The following is a 15,304-nucleotide window of genomic DNA, read 5'->3' as shown; positions in this document are numbered from 1 at the left end:
GTTCGGCTCCTGCTCGAACTTCACCAGCTGATTGTCCACGGTGTCCAGGCTCTCGCTGGTCTCCGTCAAAAACTCCCGCAACAGATCATCCATGAAAACAGGCCTTCATACAGGAAGGGCGCGCACGAGGCGTGATGCGCCATTTCGGAATGAGGCCAGCTTCACCGCAAAGCGTTTAATATTGGTTGAGTATGTGCAAAAGAACGGAACCAACAAAGATATAAGGCGCCGCGGACAAGCCGAAGCGCCTCGTAAAGATTCAATTAACGTGCCGAGCGCAACGTTGCTTCACGAAGCGGTAACGGTGATGGCTTCGCCTTCAGGCGCGAGCTTCACGGTGAGTCCGCAAGCCTCTGCCAACAACCGCGTATAATAAGGCTGGATCGCATGCGCATCCGCGGCAGGCCCGCGCTCGCCGCTCAGGAGCTCGGAGATGTTCTGCGGCAGGCGCGCATTATGCCCGCTCGCAGTGATCCGGAAGCTCATCGTCTCACCCTCGCCGATCGGGTCGACCGTCAGCATGCCGCCGCGCGGGATCGTATGTTGAGCGACGACCAGCATGTTGAGCAGCAGCTTGACGCGATTCTTCGGCAGCAGGAGCCGCGGCAAATTCCAGGTGATCGAGCACTTGCCGTCCTCGATATGGCCGCGCGCCATGGTCTGGGCATCACCGAGATCGATCTGTGCGCCGGATGAGCCGGCCGCGCCGAATGCAAGGCGGCAGAACTGGAGCCGGGCCGAGGCGGTCTTGGCGCTCTTGCGGATCAGGTCGAGGGCAAACTCGCGGTCCTCGGGCTTGGGATCGTCGTCGAGCACTTCGAGCCCATTGACGATGGCCCCGACGGGGCTGATGAGATCGTGGCAGACCCGTGAGCACAAGAGCGCTGCGAGTTCGAGCATATCGGGAGCAGTAGCGGTCGCGGGCGACGAGGCGTCAGACATATAATGGGGTCCTGGAGGGTTCCTGGAATTGCACGGCGCCGGGCGCCGCGAATCACGCATGCTTGACGGATGCTGCGGGTTCTAACACTCGCAAGCCCGCGGCAGCTAGCTTGCGATCGGTTCGAGCGGGCCATAATGCCCCAGTCGAATCGATCGGGGCGAATCAGTGACGAGGGACGGATCGCCGATGAATGAGGCATGCAAGTGAATCGGATCGTTGACGAGTCAGCCGCCTTTGGCCTGATGGAGCCGCTGACGGCGCTGGTGGTGAAGGCGGGCGAGGCGATCCTTGCCGTCAACCGCGCCGCCATGCAGATCGAAGGCAAGCAGGATGGCTCGCCGGTAACGGAGGCCGACCTTGCCGCTGACCGCATCATCGCAGACGGCCTCGAGCAGCTCGCGGGCGACCTTCCGACGCTGTCGGAAGAGCGGACCCAGCTCGCCTCGCCGCCGTTTCAGGGCAGCTTCTTCCTGATCGATCCGCTCGACGGCACCAAGGAGTTCGTCGCCGGTCGCGACGAGTTCACCGTCAACCTTGCCCTGGTGACGGAAGGCGTGCCGCTGCTCGGCATCGTCAGTGCGCCTGCTCTCGGACTGCTCTGGCGCGGCATCGTCGGCCGCGGCGCGGAGCGGGTAGATTTCAACGGCGCGACCATCAGTACCGCCAAGCCCATCAACACCCGCAAGCTGCCGGCGCGCGGTGAGCCCTGGATCGCGGCGGTGAGCCGCTCGCATGGCGACCCCAAGAGCGAGGCGTTCATCGACAGCAGACCCAATGCGGTCAGACGGACCGTCGGCTCGGCCGTGAAATTCGGCCGAATCGCGGAAGGCAGCGCCGACGTCTATCCCCGCTTCGGACCGACCTCGGAATGGGACGTCGGAGCCGGCGCTGCTGTCGTGGCCGCGGCGGGCGGCAGGGTGACCGATGGCAAGGGCGGCGAGCTCCGCTTCGGTCAGCGCAGCGATACAGGCTTCATCATTCCGGACTTCATCGCCTGGGGCGATCCGCAGGCGGTAGGCTGCTACTGACCGAGCTGTTCCCGAAGCGCCGGCCAGCGCTTGCGTACCTCATAGAGGAAGCGCTCCGGATTGGCGACGAAGGCGTCGCGATTGGCTTCCCGGCTGAACAGATAGAGCCGCTGCGCCACGATCGCGAAGAAATAGGGATTGCCGGCAATGGTGACACCGCGGGCGATATCGGCCGGATCATAGCCGCCGAATTGCGGCCCGTAGATCTCGGGATGGGCCAGGAACGAGGCCCGGTTGCCCTCGTTGCGAAAGCGCCAGACCGCGCCCCAGAGGTTCGCCTCGAACTCCGCCGTCCCCTGCATGGCCACCCCATCGACGAAATAGGCCACGGGGTCGAACCCCTCGATGGCAGTGCCGGTGAAGCGATTGACGACGATCCGCTCGGTGGTGGCAGCCTTGGCCGGCACCACCGCGCCGGCGATCCAGAGGCCCGCCAGCAGACACACGAGGCGGCCGATCAAGGCAATTCCGGGGCGCAAAGGGCTATCTTCCTGCCGTTGTGCCGTCATAGTTGCTGCGGATAACATCCGAGTCGAGGGGACATCCGGCGCAACCTAGAGCCGTGCCTATTGGCGTCAGGTTAAGGAAGCGACCGGATTCGGTACCAGGGGTTCTTTATGACTTTCGCATCACGCCTTGCAGCGCTCGCGCTTGCCGCGATGGTAGGCTGGATCGTGCCGGCCTCGGCCCAGAATGCGCCGCCGCCTGACCTTCCGCCGCCGCAGCGAACCCCTACGCCCAATACCTACGGCCCGGACGAACTCGTCGGCGCCGGACACCGCTTCTTCGGCAACGTCTCGCGCGGGCTGGCCTCGATCATCGAGAAGGCAGTCAGCCAATGGGGCCTCCCCAACGGCTACATCCTGGGCGAGGAAGGCTCCGGCGCCTTCGTCGCCGGCCTTCGCTACGGCGAAGGCACGCTCTACACCAAGAACGCCGGCGACCTCAGAGTCTACTGGCAGGGGCCCTCGCTCGGCTTCGATTGGGGCGGCGATGGCGCGCGCACCATGACGCTCGTCTATAATCTGCCTGCGACCAATGCGATCTATCAGCGCTTTGCCGGCATCGACGGCTCGGCTTACATCATCGGCGGCTTCGGCATGACGGCCCTCACTGCCAACGACATCGTGCTGGTGCCGATCCGCTCCGGCCTCGGCCTGCGGCTGGGCGCCAACATCGGCTATCTCAAGTACACCCCGCGCGCGACCTGGAACCCATTCTAGGATCGTCGCCTCCCATTCGGTGACGGATCAAGGTTAACGACAGTCCAGGGCTGGCTTTTTGCCGGCCCCGCATGCATTGTCGTTGGTAAATTTTTCCTTAGCTCTGGGAGTTCTGGCCCATGGTCGAGCCGATCATGTACCTGGCGATCGGTTTCCTGCTCTCGATGCTGTGCGGGCTCGCGATCGTGCCGCTGGTGCATAACCGCGCGGTGCGCCTGACCACGCGCCGGCTCGAGGCCGCCACGCCGCTGTCGATGGCCGAGATCCAGGCCGACAAGGACCAGCTTCGCGCCGAATTCGCCATGTCGGCCCGGCGCCTCGAGATGAGCGTCGAGCAGCTCAAGAACAAGACAACGAGCCAGCTCGCCGAGCTCGGCAAGAAGAGCGACGCCATCAACCGCATGAAGATCGAGCTCGGCGAGAAGAATGCCACGATCTTCGCGCTGGAGGCGCGCGAGAAGGCGGTCAAGGAGCAGCTTCGCGCCACCGAAGAGGAGTTCAACGCCAAGACCGCAGCCTTGCGCGAGGCCGAGATCGCGCTGGCCGACAAGCAGGCCGAGCTTGCCAAGATCAACACCGAGCTGTCCGACCGCTCGATGATGGCGGAGAGCCGGCAGGTCGAGCTGATCGCCGTGCGCACGCAGATCGAGGAACTGAAGAGCCGCGTCGGGGATGCCGAGAAGGAATTTGCCGCCACGCAAGCACGCCTCGCGCAGGAGCGGATTGAATCCGAGACTGCCTCGCGCGAGCTCGGCGAGGCGCGCGGCCGCGTCGAGAATCTGAGCCAGCGCGTCACCGAGCTCGATCGCCAGCTCATCATACAGGTCAAGGAAGCCGAGATGCTGTCGGCGCGTGTCGCCGATCTCGAGGGGCGCCTTGCCACGCAAGGCAAGCTGCTCGCCGAGCGCGACTATGAGAACAACCAGCTGCGCCAGGCCAATGACAGCAACGAGCGCACCATAAAGGAGCTGCGCGTTGAGATCGCCGCGCTCAGCGGCGGCAGATCGTCCGCTGCGATGGAACAGCTACGCGCGGAAAAGTCCGCGCTGGAGGAGCAGCTACGCACCGCGCGCGACGAGCGCGCCAAGCTCCAGCGCGACATCAACGCAATTCAGCAGCAGGCGGAGAGCTCCTGGGCGACCGAGCGCATGGAGAACGCGCTTCTGCGCGAGCGCATCAACGACATCGCGGCGGAAGTCGCCAAGCTCGCGATGCAGCTCGAAGGCCCGAACTCGCCGATCGAGGCGCTGCTCGCGGCCGAGGCCGGCCAGCCGGCGAAACCGGCACCGCGCCCGGCCAATGATGCCGCGACCAACGGCGCCCCCGCGGCCCGCCTGCCCGAAGGCGGCGGAACGCTCGCCGAGCGCATCCGCGCGCTCCAGGCCCACGCCTCCCGCGCCCGCCAGCAGGGCGCGTAACCGGCCGAAACCCCGGCCTCGCTTGCCGAGGGCGTGTCCTGCCGCAGGTTTTCCGCCGCTGCACCGCCTGAAAACTTGACACCTCCGGCCCGCACTTCTAAATCGCGGGCTCCGATGTGCCGGCCGGCCGAAAGTCACGGCCAGCTGTACGATGGTCCCGGGCGCATAGCTCAGCGGGAGAGCGTTCCCTTCACACGGGAGAGGTCCAAGGTTCGATCCCTTGTGCGCCCACCATTCATCTTCGTGAACCAGACCGGCTGTTGATGACCGCCGACGGGCATGCGGGCTGCCGGGTGAACCGCCCCAAGCAAAAGCGCGAAAACAACCCCATGCACAGTAGCGGCATCAGCCGGATCAATGGGTGATATGCATTCTCTTTTCCCGAATATGCGTTTGACGCGTCGGGCAAAGCAGCGGCAGAATGACACGATGGTCGGAGTGCCAACGTGGATCGGCTGGAACGCGAGGCACTATCAGGATCGGCAGTAATGCGCGGGCGGCGTAGAGCGCGTCCAGGAACACTTGAAGGAGCAGCGCATGGCGATCGTATTCATCACCGGCAGCACGGACGGTCTCGGCCGCGCGGCGGCACAATCGCTCCTCGATCAAGGTCACCGCGTCGTATTGCACGCGCGTTCGGCTGATCGTGCCGCAGCACTCGGCGGGCTCGCCTCGCGTGCCGCGGGGCTGGTAGCCGGAGATCTCGGAAGCGCAGCAGAGACGAAGAGCATCGCGGATCAGGTCAACGCGATCGGACGGATGGACGCGGTCATCCACAATGCCGGCGTCTATACGCGGCCAAGTCGCGGCTCGACGCCGGAAGGTCATGCCGAAACCCTGGCCATCAACACGCTTGCGCCGTACATGCTGACGGCGCTGATCGAGCGGCCCGGCCGATTGGTGTATCTCAGCAGCGGATTGCACCGCGGTGGCGAAGGCTCGCTCGACGACCTCGATTGGACGAAGCGGGCCTGGGACCCGGCCAAAGCCTATGCCGAGAGCAAGCTGCACGTCGTCGCACTTGCCTTCGCGCTGGCGCGACGCTGGCCCGACGTCCTGAGCAACGCGGTCGATCCGGGTTGGGTGCGCACGAAGATGGGCGGTGCGGGCGCGCCGGTCGATATCGACACCGGACAGCGGACTCAGGCCTGGCTCGCAGTGAGTGAGGACTCCCGTGCCAAGGTGAGCGGCCGCTACTGGCATCATCTCGAGCAGCAGCAGCCGGCCGGCGAGGCAACCGATGAAGAATTTCAGGACCGGCTGATCGAGAAATTGAGCAAGCTGACGGGCGTTGAGCTGCCGGCGGTCTGAGCGGGCACCGAATACCGACGATCCGATTGTCGCCTCTCTCAGGCAACCCGCTGCGCTCGCAAGGCCGCATAGAGACCGACGAGCGTCCCGATCGCGACCAGCGCTGCTGCCAGCAGCAGCTGCAACTGCCCATCATCGGTGGGGCCCACCGCCGACACGAGTCGCGTCACGATGACGAACAGAACTCCCACGGCTGCCGTAGCACCTACGCAGAGATAGACGAGCTCTCGCATCAGGTTGCCGCCGAGAAGTCCGAGCGCGGTGAAATACATCGCGCAGGCGTTGGGGTGAACGAACAGGGCAATGCGCGCGTAAGGACCGTAGGCGTGGAGGAGTGACTCACATCGGCGCAGCGCCGCTTTCGAGGCAACCCGCTGCAAGAGCGGCCTGAAGAAACGCGCCTGTCCGTAGCTCAAGACGGCACCCAGGATGATGGCGAGCCACGCCACGGCAAAGACGGAGACATCCGCGGACTTCGGATTGAGCGCCACGGACATCAGGATGAGGGCCGTGCCGGGAAAATAGCCGAAATACGGGAAGACCGACTCCAGGAGCACGCAGACGAACATGAAGGCCGGAAACCACCACGAACCGTTCGCCCCCTGGACGATGGCGTTCAAGTCGAAGAGGTTCGTCTTGTACAGGACGAGGTACATGCATACGGCCAGCCCAGCCAGCGCGTAGAACGGCAACGCTCCCGACAGAAACCGTCTCATTCGACCGAGCTTTGTTTCGCGGACAAGGCGGAGACCATCGAGATCAGGACAAGAGAAGGAAACCCGTGGCGGATGCTTTAGGCGAATGAGATCGCTCCTGTCGATAGCAATCCTCGCGATCCGTCTGACCGCGCCTACGCGATCGACAGAATCTCGATCTCCTGCGCACCCGCGCCCACGACATCGCCAACCGCCCTTCCCATCAGCGACCTCGCGACCGGCGAGACGAACGAGATCGATCCCGCTTTCGGATCGGCCTCATCCTCGCCGACGATGCGATAGGTCTGCACGCGACCGTCAGCGCGGCTGAAGGTCACGGTGCTGCCGAACGCGACGACGTCGGTCGAGACTGAGGTGGGAACAACCTGCGCGGTGCGTAAGCGTTCGGCAAGATAGCGGGCGTCACGCAATGGCACCGCCGACTGCCGGCGTTTTTCGTTGACGTCCTCGATGGCTTGCGCGGCTTCATAGGCCGCGCGCGCGTCGGCAAGCTGCGCCTGCAGCGCCTTGAAGCCTGCCTCCGTCACGAGGTTTGGATGCGGCGAGATCGGACGGTCCGGCAACAGCGTCTCGGACGCGGTTTCGGCGCTCTCTTCCTTGGTGAAGGCAACGCTCAATTGAAGATCCTGTCGAGCTGTCTGACGACGACCCAAACGCCGCCGATTGCCCGAGATTATATCTCAAGTTCGACGAAACGGCGGAGCTTGAAAACCACGTCCGGCAGGGCCTGGCGGAACCGGGTCGCGTTCTGGAAAGTGGTCGAGAACGGCGCGAAGGTGAGCATCGCGTTCCAATTCCGGTAGCCATAGACCGTGACCGACACGCCGGAGGCCGGAAAATCCTCCAGCTTGCGCAGTTCGCCAAGCACGAGATCGGCGATCGCTTCGGCCGGCAGCAATTGCTTGCCGTCACGCGTGGTCGCAATTTTCGATGGCGCTTCGACCGCATTCGTTGCAGCCGGCGCGGCATCGGGCGCAGGCTCGGAGCTGGCGGGCGCAGGATCGGCTGGGGATGGCTCGACCGCCTCGTCCGCCGGTGCTGTCGGTGGAACCTCGGTGAGCAGCGGCGGAGTGATATTGTCTGCGCGCTTGTTGCCTCCCAGGATGCTGCTGATCATGGCGACCAGGCCAGCATCCTTCCCGTCGTCGCTCGTCATTCCCCAAGCTTCCCCCAAGACATCGGCCTATTGTAGCACCGGACTTGCCGATCGCCACAATCGAGCCTCGGACACGCCTGGCCAAGGCCCCTATTCCATAGGCCCCCTCGACCACATCAGCGGCGCAAACGCTCATGGCGTCGCGCCGCCGCGCGATCCGCTACCGCTTATCGAACGGAATATACTGATGGTACTGCTTCGGGACCGAGCTGCGGTAGCGCGCAGGCACGGTGCCGGTCTCGACCGAATGATCGATCTCCTGCTGCCGCGTCATCTTCTTCTTCGCCGGCTTCTTCGACGCGCTCTTCTTGGTGTCGGTGGGCTGGCTGGCGCTGTCGGTGGTCGCGGTTGGCGCCGTCGTCGCCCCGGCCGGCGGAGCGGTTGTCGCCGCAGGCGTGGAGGTTCCACCGGCGGCCGGTGCGCCCTGCGCCAGGGCAAGCGGCGTTTGCATCACGAGCACCAGCGCTGCCGTCGCAGCCAGCAAGTATGACTTCTGCATCAGAACCTCCAAAATTGCCCTGTCCGAATGAGGCAAGCCTAGTCCCGCGGGATCGAGGCGTGCAAGTTGGCCGAGAATAGGTCGGAACATGGGGCCCAACTGTGGTGGAGATCACATTGTCTGTCGCGGGCTGCGTCACGATGTACCTCACCTCGAACGCATCCGGCGTCGCGGACACCAACACTGGCATGACCGTGCATCAGACAGTCCACTGGGAACGCCACGGCACGGCCGTTCCACCCCAATCGAAGGAGATTGAAATGCGTCGCACCATCCTCACGCTTGCATCGTTTGCAACCTTGATCGCCGCGTCATTGTCGGCGGCACCGGCCCAGGCCGCGAACGACAGATACTGCCTGCAAGGCCGCAGCTGGGGCTATCCCGGGAACTGCCAGTTCGCCACATACCAGCAATGTGCCGCCACGGCTTCCGGCACGTCGGCCTTTTGCGGCATCAACCCGCGCTACGCCTATTCGCAGCCTTACTACTACTGACGAAAGGGCGGCTGAAGCATAGCGGCGTGCGTGAAGGCGCACGCCGCGCGCCTTGGGCGGATCCGCTCACGCGGCGCTCTACACTTTCACTCAAACTCCATCGCGAGCAGCTACATCGCCAGCGCGCTGTTCGCGCGAGGTGCCAAGTTGCCACAACCGGCCGTCAATCTCCTGCGCAGGCGAGATTACGGATTGCCTCGCTTGCAGCAAGCCCCGACAATCCGCCTCGAGATTCTCATTCCGATTCGCAGACATCGGAACAGGCAGGCTGAGGGCGTCGTGCACAGGGCAGCATTCTTCGCATCCGGCCTGTTCATGCTCATCGCTCCGGCAATCGCCGCCGATCTGCCGGTCAAGGACGTCAGGACTCCCGAGCCGCCCAATCTCTGGCAGATCGAGGTCGGCGCACGGTACTGGTACAGCATCGGCCGCACCGCTTACGACCTGCACACCACCGGCTCGCGGTCTTCTCCGGTCATCTCGCGGCTCGACTATCACAACATGAGCACGCATTCGGGAGAGGTCTTCTTCCGGGTCGACAGCCCCATGAAGTTCTTCGTCAAGGGCTACGGCGGATATGGAGGTATCACGGGCGGCACCATGAACGACGAGGATTTCCCGCCGTTCTTCAACGGGCCGTACACGAAGACGCAGAGCCAGACACGCGGCTTTCTGAGCTACGCCAGCCTCGATATCGGCTATTCCTTCTACGAATCGCACCCCGTCAACGCGGAGCCGCGCCTGCGTCTGGGTGCCTTCGTCGGCTACCATTACCGCGGCGAACTGGCCGACGCATGGGGGTGTCGGCAGACTGTGTCCGGCGGTCAAATCTGCGAAGGAGCCGACGCCCTCGCCGGCAGCGTCAAGGTCATCACAGAGCGCGATATCCTGCACACCGTACGCGCCGGCGCCGTGGCCGATCTCTGGTTTACGCCGGCGCTCAAGCTGACCGTCGATGCCGCCTACACCTATTCCGACGTGAGAGCTTTCGACACGCACTACTTTACCTTCGGGACCGAGCCCTCTCGCGGCTACGGCCACGGCTTCCAGCTCGAGACGGTGATGTCCTATGCCGTTACGCCCAACGCGAATGTGGGAATCGGCGCCCGGTACTGGCACACGGGGATCAACGACTTCACCGAGCCCCCGGGCGGAGCGGGGCAGGCGCAGACCTATCAGGTCGACCGATACGGCACATTCATCCAGAGCAGCTTCAAGTTCTGAGCGAGGAGGCTCGGGGTCCTCGCCAACAGGACCGCGGGACGTGCTGTTCGCCAGCGCCCTCACGTGGCCCCGGCAAGGTCCGCCTCGCCCAGCTGCTTGGCGAACCACACCGCCAATGCCGGGTCGGGGGCCCCGCCGAAATAGACGTCCGACAGCGTGACGCCGGGTTTATCCAGCACCAGCAGCACGCCGATCGTGTAGGCGAACCAGACATGCGGGTCGGTGAGCGCCCTCAGCTTGTGCTCGTCGTGCTCCAGCGGCGTATGATTGCTTGCCTTGCGGATCTCGATCGCGAGCAGATTGTTCGGGATCTCGCGCTGATGCACGACGACGTCGGGGTAGATCGACTTGCCGAGATGGTCGTCGGTCGAGATGATGCTGCCGTGCGGCAGGTGCAGCGTGCGCTCGCCGAGACGGTCGTAATTGCAGTCGACCGACCAGCCTGAAAAATGCTTCTCCAGATGCACGGCAAAGCGGTGTGTGATCGCGCGCTCGCCGACGTCCTTCTCGAACAGAAAGCCCTCGTGGGCATAGAAGTCCCGGAGCGCTGCGATCACCTTGTTCAGCTCGGTCTGCATCGTGCCTCCGGGCCCATCACGCGCACGCAAGAGTCGGTAGCCCGGATGAAGCGTAGCGCAATCCGGGATTCTCGCAAAAACACACCAGCCCCGGGTTACGCGGAGCCTGTCATCGGGCGGCGCTTGCGCCGACCCGTTGGCTCCATCCGGACTACATGAGGCCGGAATTGGCGGCGCAACCGGCCAGGCCTATATCTGGACTTCGATCAGGCGCGGCCCGGGTTCGGCGACGGCTTCGGCCAGCGCCTTGTTGAACTCGTCGGCATTGGTGACGGCGCGGCCCGGCACGCCCATGCCCTTCGCCATTGCCACGAAATCCAGCGTCGGGCGGTCGAGCCTGAGCATGTCGTTGGCGCGCTGGCCGGGCTCGCCGGCGCCGACATTGTCGAACTCGCCACGCAGGATCTGATAGATGCGGTTGGCGAACACGATGGTGACGACGTCGAGGTTCTCGCGCGCCTGCGTCCACAGCGACTGGATGGTGTACATCGCGCTGCCGTCGCCGACCATGGTGATCACCTTGCGATCCGGACAGGCGATCGCGGCACCGATCGACAGCGGCGTCGAGAAGCCGATCGAACCGCCCATGTTCTGCAGCCAGTCGTGCGGCGCGGCGGCCGCCGTCGGCGGGAAGAAGGCGCGGCCGGTGGTGAGGGATTCGTCGACCAGGATCGCATTCTCCGGAATCGCGTAGGCAATCGACTGCGCAATCGAGGCGTGGGTCAGCGCGCCGGTCGGCTTGAGCAACTCCTGCAAAGCCTGCGGCTTGACATCCTTGGCGCTGGCCTTCACGGCGTCGGCGAGGGCCTCGAGCGCGGCGACCGAGTTCTCGCCCCACGAGGTCATGCGATGCACGTCGCAGCCTTCGGGCCGCAGCACGCTCGGCTTGTTCGGATACGCAAAGAACGCCACGGGATCGTCGGACTCGACCAGCACGATATGGCGGAACTTCGCCAGCATCGGCAGCGCCTGGTCGATGACATAGTGGATGCGGTCGATCGAGAAGCGCCCGCGGCCGCGCGCCATCTTCGGGCGGAAGGTCGGCCCCATCACGGTGCAGCCGGTCTTGCCGGCGATGCGCTCGGCGAGTGCCAGGCCTTGCTCGCTGAGCGCGCTGCCGGTCATCAGCAGGAGCGTGCCTTCGCCGTCGCCATGCAGGATCTTGGCGGCCTGCTCGACCGCCTGCGGCGAATAGCTGGCGCGCTGCTGCTCGGCCGGAACCTCGGCGATGCCGTCGGCCTCGTTCCAGGCGGTGTCGGCGGGCAGGATCAGGGTCGCAATCTGCGGCGGCGCGCTCTTGGCGGCGGCAATCGCGGCGGCGCCGTCAGCGGCGACCGATTTGGCATCCGGCGAGGTGCGGACCCAGGACGACATCGGCCGGGCCAGGCCCTCGATGTCGGAGGTCAGCGGCGCATTGTAGCCGATGTGATAGGTGGCGTGCTGGCCGACGATGTTGACGATGCCGGAATTGGCCTTCTTGGCGTTGTGCAGATTGGCGAGGCCGTTGGCGAGGCCCGGACCGAGATGCAGCAGCGTCGAGGCCGGCGTTCCCTTCATGCGGAAGTAGCCGTCGGCGGCCCCCGTCACCACGCCTTCGAACAGGCCGAGCACGCAGCGCATACCGGGCACGCGGTCGAGCGCTGCGACAAAATGCATCTCGGAGGTGCCTGGGTTGGTGAAGCAGACGTCCACCCCACCCTTGACCATCGTTCGCACCAGGCTTTCCGCACCGTTCATCCCAAGCTCCTGCAACCGGCCATAACCAGATATCCGTCGGGATCAATCATTGTTCGCGCGTTCCGTCAAAGCAATAGCCGCCATCGCGGCCCTGCCCCGCGCGACGGTGCGCCGGTTTGGCTAATGGTTTCCGGCAAATTGTGGTTGCCGATTCGGTAACGCCAAAGGTTAAGCATGGCTCACGGGCCCGTGGCTTGCGGAATGCCTGCAAATGTGGCCTGTGGCATTCATTGAATCGATTTCTTTCCGGGGGAGACAATGATCCGGTTTTTTGCCGCGCCGATTGCCGCCATCGCACTTCTGTCGGCCACGGCAGCCGGCGCGCTCGCCGAGGAGTTCGACACGCGCGACATCATGGGCGGCGGCCCGAACTTCTTCCGTTCCGGCGCCAATCCCGTTCCCCGCACGACCGTCATGTACAATGGCAACTACGCCCCCGGCACGATCGTGGTGAACACGAGCGAGCGCCGGCTCTACCTGGTGCTCCCCAACGGGCAGGCGCTGCGTTACGGCATCGGCGTCGGCCGCGACGGCTTCCGCTGGGGCGGGGTGCACAAGATCACCGCCAAGAGGGAATGGCCGGACTGGACCCCGCCGGCGCAGATGCTGGCGCGGCGCCCCGACCTGCCGCGCCACATGAAGGGTGGTGTCGACAATCCGCTCGGGGCGCGCGCCATGTATCTTGGCTCGACCCTCTACCGCATCCACGGCTCCAACGAGCCCGAGACGATCGGTCAGGCCGTGTCCTCGGGCTGCTTCCGCATGACCAATGACGATGTGACCGACCTCTATAGCCGCGTCGCCGTCGGCACCACCGTCGTGGTGCTGAACAACTAGGCGCGGCACGCGACTGGGGCGCAACCCGTACGGCGCGTGAATTTGCGGACTTGTGCGCGCGGGGGGAATGCGGCAGCGTCGCGATACGATGAGCGCAATGAATCCGCCCTCGCCTCGCCTTCGCATCGCCTTCCTCGCGCTCGCCGCGTTCACATTGGTGCCTGACACCGCACCCAGGGCCGCCGCGGGCGAATTGCCCGCGATCTCCTCGCGCCAGCGAACCGAGAAGAAGACTTTCACCGACCGCGAGATCGTCGAGGGCTTCCTGAAGACGGCGTTCGGCGCCGAATATCACCTCGCCGGCCGTGTCGACCGCATTCGCAAGTTCGACGGGCCGGTGCGCGTGTTCGCCGAGAGTGACCGCGCCGATCGCAAGACGCAGCTCGCCAAAGTCGTGTCTGACATCGGCACACGCGTGCAGCATCTCGACATCGCCATGACCGAGACCAGGGAGGCTGCGAATGTGCGGGTGAAGCTGGTGCGCGACCGCGACCTCTTCCGCACCCTCACCAGCTTCTACGGCGCCGAAAAGGCGCGTGAGATCCGCTCCTCGCTCGATCCGCAATGCCTGTCCGGCTTCCGCAAGAACGACAGCTTCGAGATCGAGCATTCCGATGTCATCCTCACCGTCGACAACGGCGACTTCGTCTTCCTCGACTGCGCTTATGAGGAGCTGCTGCAATCGCTCGGGCCCATCAACGACACCGCGAGCGTGCCCTGGACCATGTTCAACGACAACGTCTCGATGGGCTATTTCGACGTCTACGACCAGTACATCCTCAATCTGCTCTACGATCCCCGCGTCAAGGCGGGCATGACGGTCGCGGAGGTCAAGGCGGTGCTGCCCGCGGTGCTCAAGGACGTGCGCGCCTGGGTGAAGCGGGTAAATGATCTGAAGGAGTGAAGTCGGTCGTCATTGCAAACCGCACGGCCCTATTGCACGAGATCGGCGACGGTCGTTGCAGCCTTCAGCCCAGTGCCGGTGAGGACCGCCACCGTGGTCTCGGTCGGCTTGATCGCACCTGCGGCAGCGAGCTTGTCCAGCGCGGCCGCCGCGCTGGCGCTGGTCGGCTCGGCGAACAGGCCCTGGCGGGCGAGACGGCGCAAGGCGGCGACGATCTCGTCCTCGGTGAGCGCAATGGTGCCACCGCCGCTCTCGCGCAAGGCGCCGATGATCTCGCGCAGGCGCAGCGGATTCTTGATCGCCGTGCCCTCGGCGATGGTCTTGTGCACCTCGCGCGCGACGGGCGTATCGACACCGGCCTTGAAGCTCGCATCGATCGGCGAACAATTGAGCGGCTGCGCCGCGAACAGGCGCGGCAGCTTTGCGATCTGGCCAGCCTTCAGCAGCTCGCGGAAGCCGAAGGCGCACCCCAAGAGGCTGCTGCCGGCGCCTACCGGGACGATGACGTTGTCGGGCGAACGGAAGCCGAGATCTTCCCACATTTCATAGGCCAGCGACTTCGTGCCTTCGAGGAAGAAGGGCTGCCAATTGTGGCTGGCGTAAAATGTCTGGCTGGACTGGCGGATGGCCTCGGCTTCCGATTCCTCGCGCGGTCCTTCGACGAGTTGCACCTCCGCCCCGTAGGCACGCACCTGTGCGATCTTGGCGGGCGAGGTCGAGGCGGGCGCGAGGATCTTCACGCGCATGCCGCCGGCGGCGCCCAGCCCAGCCATCGACGAGCCGCCATTGCCGGAAGAATCCTCGAGAATGGCCGAGATGCCGATCTGGCGCAGGAAGGACAGCATCACCGCCGAGCCGCGATCCTTGAAGCTGCCGGTCGGGTTGAACCATTCGAGCTTGAACAACGGGCGCAGATCGCCCCAGGCCTGCTGCAGCAGCGGCGTGCAGCCTTCGCCGAGCGAGACCGGGCTCTTGATCTCGACCGGCAGCGCCGCCCGGTAGCGCCACAATGAGCGCGTGCGGCGCTCGATGTCCTCGCGCGAAATTCCGGCGCCCGGCGTCACCAGCAGCGGCGTGCGCTCGTCCGAGCACCAGCGCGGCTGGTCGAGGCGATAGAGCCGTCCGTTGCGGGGATCGACATAGCTGGCGGCGGGCATGGCAGTCTCCAACGCAGGCGGCCCGTACGGACCCGCCCGCACAGCCAAACCATTCAGTTCCTTGAAAACACGAAAACTG

The 15,304-nt window shown here is 64.9% G+C and carries 17 protein-coding genes and 1 tRNA gene; 9 read left to right on the top strand and 9 right to left on the bottom strand.

Features of this window, described 5'->3' with window-relative positions; genetic code table 11:
• Positions 1 to 288: 288 nt before the first annotated feature.
• Positions 289 to 942, bottom strand: a complete 654-nt coding sequence (gene chpT, locus K408_RS0131045) for a histidine phosphotransferase ChpT (protein ID WP_024342270.1) — start codon at positions 940 to 942, stop codon at positions 289 to 291.
• 198 nt (positions 943 to 1,140) lie between these two features.
• On the opposite strand from chpT, the gene K408_RS0131040 reads away from it, so the two are divergent.
• Entirely contained in the window at positions 1,141 to 1,971 is an 831-nt protein-coding gene (locus K408_RS0131040; protein WP_028146079.1) for a 3'(2'),5'-bisphosphate nucleotidase CysQ family protein, read from the top strand.
• On the opposite strand, the gene K408_RS0131035 is transcribed toward K408_RS0131040, so the two are convergent.
• Positions 1,965 to 2,450, bottom strand: a complete 486-nt coding sequence (locus K408_RS0131035; protein WP_024342268.1) for a YHS domain-containing (seleno)protein — start codon at positions 2,448 to 2,450, stop codon at positions 1,965 to 1,967. The genes K408_RS0131040 and K408_RS0131035 overlap by 7 nt on opposite strands.
• A 138-nt stretch (positions 2,451 to 2,588) precedes the next feature.
• On the opposite strand from K408_RS0131035, the gene K408_RS0131030 reads away from it, so the two are divergent.
• From K408_RS0131030 to K408_RS0131015, 4 genes are all read left to right on the top strand, one after another.
• Complete coding sequence (locus K408_RS0131030) at positions 2,589 to 3,194, top strand: DUF1134 domain-containing protein (protein WP_024342267.1); 606 nt, start codon at positions 2,589 to 2,591, stop codon at positions 3,192 to 3,194.
• A gap of 119 nt (positions 3,195 to 3,313) precedes the next feature.
• Positions 3,314 to 4,612 carry a coiled-coil domain-containing protein gene (locus K408_RS0131025; RefSeq protein ID WP_024342266.1) on the top strand — a complete coding sequence of 433 codons (1,299 nt, stop codon included), beginning with the start codon at positions 3,314 to 3,316 and terminating at the stop codon, positions 4,610 to 4,612.
• A gap of 159 nt (positions 4,613 to 4,771) precedes the next feature.
• Positions 4,772 to 4,846: transfer RNA gene (locus tag K408_RS0131020), tRNA-Val, on the top strand.
• 303 nt (positions 4,847 to 5,149) lie between these two features.
• Positions 5,150 to 5,923 (top strand): SDR family NAD(P)-dependent oxidoreductase, encoded by a 774-nt coding sequence (locus K408_RS0131015; protein WP_024342265.1) that lies wholly within the window; start codon positions 5,150 to 5,152, stop codon positions 5,921 to 5,923.
• A 38-nt stretch (positions 5,924 to 5,961) separates the two neighbouring features.
• Here K408_RS0131015 and K408_RS0131010 read toward each other — a convergent pair whose 3' ends face one another.
• The 4 genes from K408_RS0131010 to K408_RS0130995 all read right to left on the bottom strand — a co-directional run bounded on the left by K408_RS0131010 (position 5,962) and on the right by K408_RS0130995 (position 8,294).
• Complete coding sequence (locus K408_RS0131010; protein WP_024342264.1) at positions 5,962 to 6,639, bottom strand: membrane protein; 678 nt, start codon at positions 6,637 to 6,639, stop codon at positions 5,962 to 5,964.
• A gap of 134 nt (positions 6,640 to 6,773) precedes the next feature.
• Positions 6,774 to 7,256 (bottom strand): transcription elongation factor GreA, encoded by a 483-nt coding sequence (greA, locus tag K408_RS0131005; RefSeq protein ID WP_024342263.1) that lies wholly within the window; start codon positions 7,254 to 7,256, stop codon positions 6,774 to 6,776.
• A gap of 56 nt (positions 7,257 to 7,312) precedes the next feature.
• Positions 7,313 to 7,795: a hypothetical protein gene (locus tag K408_RS0131000; RefSeq protein ID WP_024342262.1), complete on the bottom strand. Its 483-nt coding sequence runs from the start codon at positions 7,793 to 7,795 to the stop codon at positions 7,313 to 7,315.
• Positions 7,796 to 7,955: 160 nt separating this feature from the next.
• Positions 7,956 to 8,294 carry a hypothetical protein gene (locus K408_RS0130995; protein ID WP_024342261.1) on the bottom strand — a complete coding sequence of 113 codons (339 nt, stop codon included), beginning with the start codon at positions 8,292 to 8,294 and terminating at the stop codon, positions 7,956 to 7,958.
• A gap of 260 nt (positions 8,295 to 8,554) precedes the next feature.
• Here K408_RS0130995 and K408_RS0130990 point away from each other — a divergent pair, with 260 nt between their 5' ends.
• Together K408_RS0130990 and K408_RS39310 are read left to right on the top strand one after the other, a co-directional pair.
• Positions 8,555 to 8,788, top strand: coding sequence for a DUF3551 domain-containing protein (locus K408_RS0130990; RefSeq protein WP_024342260.1), 234 nt, complete (start codon positions 8,555 to 8,557; stop codon positions 8,786 to 8,788).
• Positions 8,789 to 9,067: 279 nt separating this feature from the next.
• Complete coding sequence (locus K408_RS39310; RefSeq protein ID WP_155248711.1) at positions 9,068 to 10,012, top strand: hypothetical protein; 945 nt, start codon at positions 9,068 to 9,070, stop codon at positions 10,010 to 10,012.
• Between the two features lie 59 nt (positions 10,013 to 10,071).
• Here the strand turns inward: K408_RS39310 and K408_RS0130980 are convergent, their stop codons facing one another.
• Both K408_RS0130980 and K408_RS0130975 read right to left on the bottom strand, forming a co-directional pair.
• Complete coding sequence (locus K408_RS0130980; protein ID WP_024342258.1) at positions 10,072 to 10,590, bottom strand: hypothetical protein; 519 nt, start codon at positions 10,588 to 10,590, stop codon at positions 10,072 to 10,074.
• A gap of 189 nt (positions 10,591 to 10,779) precedes the next feature.
• On the bottom strand, positions 10,780 to 12,327 hold the full coding sequence (locus K408_RS0130975; protein ID WP_024342257.1) for an acetolactate synthase large subunit: 1,548 nt from the start codon (positions 12,325 to 12,327) through the stop codon (positions 10,780 to 10,782).
• A 258-nt stretch (positions 12,328 to 12,585) separates the two neighbouring features.
• On the opposite strand from K408_RS0130975, the gene K408_RS0130970 reads away from it, so the two are divergent.
• Positions 12,586 to 13,164, top strand: a complete 579-nt coding sequence (locus tag K408_RS0130970) for a L,D-transpeptidase (protein ID WP_024342256.1) — start codon at positions 12,586 to 12,588, stop codon at positions 13,162 to 13,164.
• 97 nt (positions 13,165 to 13,261) lie between these two features.
• Positions 13,262 to 14,068: a DUF2927 domain-containing protein gene (locus tag K408_RS0130965; RefSeq protein ID WP_433994156.1), complete on the top strand. Its 807-nt coding sequence runs from the start codon at positions 13,262 to 13,264 to the stop codon at positions 14,066 to 14,068.
• Between the two features lie 29 nt (positions 14,069 to 14,097).
• Here K408_RS0130965 and K408_RS0130960 read toward each other — a convergent pair whose 3' ends face one another.
• Positions 14,098 to 15,225 (bottom strand): threonine synthase, encoded by a 1,128-nt coding sequence (locus K408_RS0130960; RefSeq protein WP_024342254.1) that lies wholly within the window; start codon positions 15,223 to 15,225, stop codon positions 14,098 to 14,100.
• Between the last annotated feature and the right edge of the window lie 79 nt (positions 15,226 to 15,304).

Origin of the sequence: Bradyrhizobium sp. in8p8, from assembly GCF_000426845.1 — a bacterium.
Lineage (GTDB): Bacteria > Pseudomonadota > Alphaproteobacteria > Rhizobiales > Xanthobacteraceae > Bradyrhizobium > Bradyrhizobium japonicum_C.
The sequence above is the reverse complement of the archived record's forward strand: the minus strand, read 5'-3'. Positions and strand labels throughout refer to the sequence as shown.